Annotated in this window: 9 protein-coding genes and 1 tRNA gene; 9 read left to right on the top strand and 1 reads right to left on the bottom strand. The window is 62.9% G+C overall.

What is annotated here, in order from left to right; all coding sequences use genetic code 11:
- A partial coding sequence (locus ABZ260_RS46535) for a hypothetical protein (protein WP_355631132.1) occupies positions 1-201 on the top strand: 201 nt, incomplete at its 5' end.
- On the opposite strand, the gene ABZ260_RS46530 is transcribed toward ABZ260_RS46535, so the two are convergent.
- A complete protein-coding gene (locus ABZ260_RS46530; protein ID WP_355631129.1) occupies positions 183-437 on the bottom strand; it encodes a tyrosine-type recombinase/integrase in 255 nt (84 codons plus the stop codon). The genes ABZ260_RS46535 and ABZ260_RS46530 overlap by 19 nt on opposite strands.
- A gap of 81 nt (positions 438-518) precedes the next feature.
- Between ABZ260_RS46530 and ABZ260_RS46525 the strand changes: the two genes are divergently transcribed.
- The 8 genes from ABZ260_RS46525 (at position 519) to ABZ260_RS46490 (ending at position 4726) form a co-directional block, all read left to right on the top strand.
- Positions 519-1043: a hypothetical protein gene (locus ABZ260_RS46525; protein ID WP_355631126.1), complete on the top strand. Its 525-nt coding sequence runs from the start codon at positions 519-521 to the stop codon at positions 1041-1043.
- A gap of 33 nt (positions 1044-1076) precedes the next feature.
- Entirely contained in the window at positions 1077-1382 is a 306-nt protein-coding gene (locus tag ABZ260_RS46520) for a hypothetical protein (protein ID WP_355631124.1), read from the top strand.
- On the top strand, positions 1333-1857 hold the full coding sequence (locus tag ABZ260_RS46515; protein ID WP_355631122.1) for an HAD family hydrolase: 525 nt from the start codon (positions 1333-1335) through the stop codon (positions 1855-1857). Before ABZ260_RS46520 ends, ABZ260_RS46515 begins: the two co-directional genes overlap by 50 nt.
- A 292-nt stretch (positions 1858-2149) precedes the next feature.
- Positions 2150-3304 carry a hypothetical protein gene (locus ABZ260_RS46510; RefSeq protein ID WP_355631119.1) on the top strand — a complete coding sequence of 385 codons (1155 nt, stop codon included), beginning with the start codon at positions 2150-2152 and terminating at the stop codon, positions 3302-3304.
- Between the two features lie 47 nt (positions 3305-3351).
- Positions 3352-3816, top strand: coding sequence for a hypothetical protein (locus ABZ260_RS46505; RefSeq protein ID WP_355631116.1), 465 nt, complete (start codon positions 3352-3354; stop codon positions 3814-3816).
- A gap of 138 nt (positions 3817-3954) precedes the next feature.
- A tRNA-Phe gene (locus tag ABZ260_RS46500) sits at positions 3955-4020 on the top strand.
- A gap of 113 nt (positions 4021-4133) precedes the next feature.
- On the top strand, positions 4134-4460 hold the full coding sequence (locus ABZ260_RS46495; RefSeq protein WP_355631113.1) for a hypothetical protein: 327 nt from the start codon (positions 4134-4136) through the stop codon (positions 4458-4460).
- Between the two features lie 2 nt (positions 4461-4462).
- Positions 4463-4726 carry a hypothetical protein gene (locus ABZ260_RS46490; protein WP_355631110.1) on the top strand — a complete coding sequence of 88 codons (264 nt, stop codon included), beginning with the start codon at positions 4463-4465 and terminating at the stop codon, positions 4724-4726.
- The last annotated feature ends 206 nt before the right edge of the window (positions 4727-4932 follow it).

The raw sequence follows: 4932 nt of genomic DNA, 5'->3' as shown, positions 1-4932 counted from the left end.
CGTCTGTCGGCTCAGACCGCAGTGCGCTATCTGATGGGCCGAGGGTTCATCGAGATACGCGCCACGACGCACATCGTGCGCCGGGAGTTGCAGGGGGAGGACCTCAGTAGCCCGCTCAGCCGCATCGACCGCATAAGGATGATCGCCGACATCTGCCACAACCTTCCGGCTGTCTATCCTGTCTATCCCCTCGAACCGTAGAGACTGCCGAGGGCCGTGCGCTTGTCGTCGAGTGACGAGTGGGCGTAGATGGTCATGGTCACCTCGATGTCGGAGTGTCCGACGATCTCCTTGACGATGTGTGGTGGCACGCCCAGGTCGAGGAGCAGGCTGACGCAGGTGCGCCGGAGGTCGTGAAGCCGTACGGCTCCGAGTCCGGCCGCGGTGCGGATCTCTGCCCAGCTCCGTCGTAGGTTGTGCCGAAGATCAGAGACCACTGGCCGACCGCGATGGTCACGTCCTGATAGGAACTCCTCACAGAATGATCTCTCAGGGCGTCACGACGGTACGGTATGCCGATGGCGGACATCTACGAACTCGTGCTGTCGGTGGACATCCGTGCTGACGTGACCGACGACGAGCTCGCCGAGCTGCGGTGGCATGTGGGGCAAGGGCCACGACCTGAGCGACTGCCGATCGGCACTGACAGATACGTGGAAACCTATCCACTCGGTGATCCCGACGATCCCGATTGCGAGTGGGAGGACGCGGAAGCGGAGCCCGTGTTCGCGCAGCGAGGCGCTGCCTGGCGGGTGGGGGGCGCGCTCGTTGCCGAGTTGGTCGCGCGAGAGCGATCGGACGGCTGGGCGCTGACGGTACGCCAAGAACTCCATCCCGACGACTTCTACCGGCTCCGGACACTGCTGGACTGGCTCGGCCGGTGCTCGGTCGACGCACATGCCGACGGTGTCGAATCCTTCGTCGGCTACCTGCGCTCCCATGAGAGCACCGAGATCACGTCACTTGTTCTCTTGAACGGGCGGATTCGCGTGCCGGAGGACATCGAATCGCATACCCCGCACTGGGAGAACAGCAAGTTGTGACCGGCCCGGCCCGTGACATGTCGGAGGAGACAGGTGATCAAGAAGGATCCGCTGAGATTCGGGCCTGGACGGGCATGGTGCTACTGGCTGATGTTCGTTCTGAGCGTCGCTTTGGTGCTCACAGTCGGAGTCCATATGGCCAACCGCGACGATCTGGAGAAGGCGAGGCGATCAGTCACCACGCCGGCAAGGGAAGACGACACATCGAACGCGAAGATCATCGACAAGGATCAGCGCATCGAGGTTGACGAGGGCAGCCCGTTCTGGCCGCTGATAGAGGAGCTTCGAAGTGCTTCCCCTCACAGCGATTCCACGGCCACGGATTCCAAGAAGGAGTGATCGGGCCGGCTACCCGCATCGTGAGGTCTTTTTCACCAAGGCGCGCGATCACTTCGATCTGGCAGAGCCGGTCGACGAGCTATGGAGCCGCTACCGTCGGCGCATGCCGCACCTCGTTCACTGCCGACCCGAGGTGATGAACGGCCTGTCCCGGCTACGCGCGTCGGGCTGGAAGGTCGGGATCATCACCAACGGGACGGCGGACAACCAGCTCGGCAAGATCCAGCGCACGGGACTGGCCGAGGCCGTGGACGCCTACGCGCTCTCGGGGCTCGAAGGCATTCGCAAGCCCGACACCGGGCTGTTCGAGATCGCCGCTCAGCGGTGTGGCATGGCTCTTGCCGACGGGGGACGGGCGGCCGGCCTCCGTACGGTCTGGGTCGGCCGGGGAACGTGGCCTGGCCAGGAACACGAGGCGGACCATGTCGTCACGGACGTGCTGCAGGCTATGAAGATCCTGCACGACAAGCGCTGACCGAAAAGCCGCATCGTAGCTCGGTGGGAAACCGGCTCTGATCCTTCTCCGATGTGTGGTGCGGTGCCCGCCCCGGCCGTCGGGTCTGTGCTGCGTGCCGGGGCATCGTAGGGTGTCGCTCCCAGAGCGAAAGGATCATTGTGCCGCAGTTCCCCCGGTTATCACGGTCAGCGTTGTCGGTATGGGTCGACTATCTGATCGTGGTTGCGGTCTTGGGAACCACATGTCGGAGGCCTCAAGTACGGTGCCGTTGACGACGGCCCGCCCAGACCGCCAAGACCTGGAGAATGACGTGCATTTTTTCGATATCGCGGTTCCGGAGACGGATGACTGGGAAGCATGGCTCGCCTACGCGGACCTGCTGACCGGGGCGGGCGACCTGCGGGGCGAGGCAATCCGGCTGGAGTATCGCTGTGAGAGCGGGGACGGGGACCAGGCCCAACTGGCCGCGGTCTATGAGGAAGTGGAACGGCGACTGGGACTGGATGGGCTGCGGGAGGACGGCTCCTGGCGGTTCACCTGGTCCCGCGGCTTCATCGACGAGGCGTGTTTCCGCCTGGCCAAGGACACCCGGCCGCAGCGCCAAGAGCTGGTGGAGCGGCTCCTGACGGACCACCCGCGCACCACCCAGATCGACCCGACCGACGCCGAACGGTGGGAAGGCGCACTGATCGACGCGCTGCTCTCCCACCCCACCAGCTACCGACTGCGCGCACTCGAACTACATCTCACCGACTACCACCACTCCGCCGAGCGCTCCGCGATCTCGCTTGCCGGCCGGCAACGCCCCCGGCTGGAGCGCATGTACTTCGGCTACGGCTTCAAGTACCTGTTTGAGCCCAGCGAGGGATCAACAGGTAATCGGATCGATCCTTTGGATTACCACAAGCAAGGGCTTGTTCGGACCGACATATGGGACTCGCTGCCCGCCTTGCGTACATTGGAACTCGAAGGGGCGTTCCTGTTCCACTCCGTGAACCACAACGGTCTGACCCACCTGCGGGTCCGGGGCTCCGTCATCTCCGACGGCTCAATTTTCAGCCTCGGATGGACTTCCGGCCTGGTGTCATTGGAAGTTGAAATCGGCAGTGACATTTTTGGCTGCCCCTGCTCGCTTGATCAACTCGACGAGCTTGACGCCTTTCAGTTCCCCAATCTTAAAGAACTGGACCTCAGCAAGGCTGATTTCAACGCCACCTCGTATGAGCTATTTTCCGCCCTTGCAGATTCCTCGGTCCTTCCTCAGCTTGAACAGCTGTCCATCGGGAACCTGACGATCGATCAGGCGGACTGTGAGGGTGATCCGCTGGCCACGCTGGCTGAACTGGCGCCCCGGTTCGCACACCTTGATCTGCACGTGGACGACGTCATCGACATCGACGGCGCCGATGAGGAGGAAGTCGATCGAGTCCTCTCCCGATTCGGTCTGAGCCAAGCGCTCCGGTGAACTCCGGCATGTAACGCGCGGGGTGGGACGAAGGGTTAGGGGTTCTCATGAAGCGCTCGACGATCGCGGTGCTCGTGGCCGCCGCTGTGTGGGGCGGTGCTCTGCTCGTTCCCGTCGCTTTCTTCGTGCTGAACTACGGGTGTGATGCCGACGATGACCGGCTCGTCGCCTCCCTCGGCATTCTCGATGTTCGTCCGGCCAGCGCGACACCGCAGGGGGGACGCGGCAGTTCTTGCGAGAAGGACGACCGGATCACGACCGTCCGGCAGACCTACCGCCCCTCGGGCCCGCGAGCCGATGTGCTGCCCTTCTACCGAGACATCGCGCTCAAGAACGGGTGGAGGCCCTCTCCGGAGGATGACGGTGAAGGGGTGTACTGCTTCACCAGGTCCGTCGAAGGAAGGAAGGTCGAGCTCTTTGTGCAGTTTGTGGATGCGACGGGAGAGGAGTACGGCGATGACTACGAAGTACTCGTGAGCACTTCCGCGGCCGGCCTGAGCTGGTGGTGTTGACACCGCGGAGTCCTTGAACGCTTCGAGCCTCCACCATCGGCTACGGGAGGTGGGGCTGACGACAACGGTGACGACAACATCGACCACCGCGAGCACACGTCGGCAGCCGTCCACAGCCTTCTGACCTCGTGTCGGCCGAGCGGAGCAGGGTGATCGCTCCGCTCGAAAAGCGGAAGGTCGGCGGTTCGACCCCGCCCCTGACCACAGCAACTGAACAGCACAAACGCCCCGAACGAATATTGTTCGGGGCTTTTTTGATCTACAGTGACAGTACCCCTGACAGCAACGTCATCCGATTACCGGTGAGTGTGAGACACGTGGATGATGTCCAGCCGAAATTTCTCCTGTTTGACAAAGATGAGCAAATCCGTGGCTCCTGCCTTGATGCCGAAGGCGTCTTCGCCGAGGTACTGGAGGACGACGAACTTGTGACCGTGGAAATCCTGGGTTGCCTTCCCTCCCAGCAGATGCGTGCCTACCTCAGCGGATCCAAGCGCTACCGCCAGAGGAATCCGCTGGGGCTGGAGGCGCTCCGGATGCTTGATATGGCAGGGAATCCGCTCGCGGAGTTCTGGATGGGCGAGATCATCGATTGGCGGCCCTCACCGCTCAGCCGTGAACGGGTGGACCTGGTCGCCCTCTGAGGATGGGACACCCCTCCTCCGACGCACGACATGTCTGGGAGCGTTGGCGTACGGCCAGGCCCGACCGGATCAATCAGTGGGCCGACTACGTGGGGACAGACAGAGAAGAATGGCTGACCATCGTCCGCCACAACAGCCGCTGGCGGACAGGACATCCCGATCAGATCTGGGGCCTGGGTCCGCGGCGTATCGGCGAGATCGAAGTAGCCCTGGTGTTCGTCGGCTTGACCCGCGACCACGGCGGCCCGCTCAGCGACAACCTGTGAAGCACCAGATGAGGGCACCATGACAGTCGCTATGCGCTCAAGATCATCAGGATTCGCCTGCATCTGAGGTTGAAGGGCTGAAGTTACGGCGGTTTGAGGATGAAGCCGGTGTGAGCAATGAAGCCGTCCAACAGGCCAGATCGGTACTGCATTCGTTTGAGCTTGGTGGCGATGACTCCGGCGAGTTCATCGATGTCGCGAGGGGC

It is taken from the genome of Streptosporangium sp. NPDC006013, from assembly GCF_040614275.1.
Taxonomy (GTDB): domain Bacteria; phylum Actinomycetota; class Actinomycetes; order Streptosporangiales; family Streptosporangiaceae; genus Streptosporangium.
The sequence above is the reverse complement of the archived record's forward strand: the minus strand, read 5'-3'. Positions and strand labels throughout refer to the sequence as shown.

What these genes read in the sequence shown, in the direction of transcription:
- ABZ260_RS46525 (WP_355631126.1), top strand. Translation starts at nt 519, where the DNA reads ATGGCGGACATCTACGAACTCGTGCTGTCGGTGGACATCCGTGCTGAC.
- ABZ260_RS46505 (WP_355631116.1), top strand. Translation starts at nt 3,352, where the DNA reads ATGAAGCGCTCGACGATCGCGGTGCTCGTGGCCGCCGCTGTGTGGGGC.
- ABZ260_RS46490 (WP_355631110.1), top strand. Translation starts at nt 4,463, where the DNA reads ATGGGACACCCCTCCTCCGACGCACGACATGTCTGGGAGCGTTGGCGT.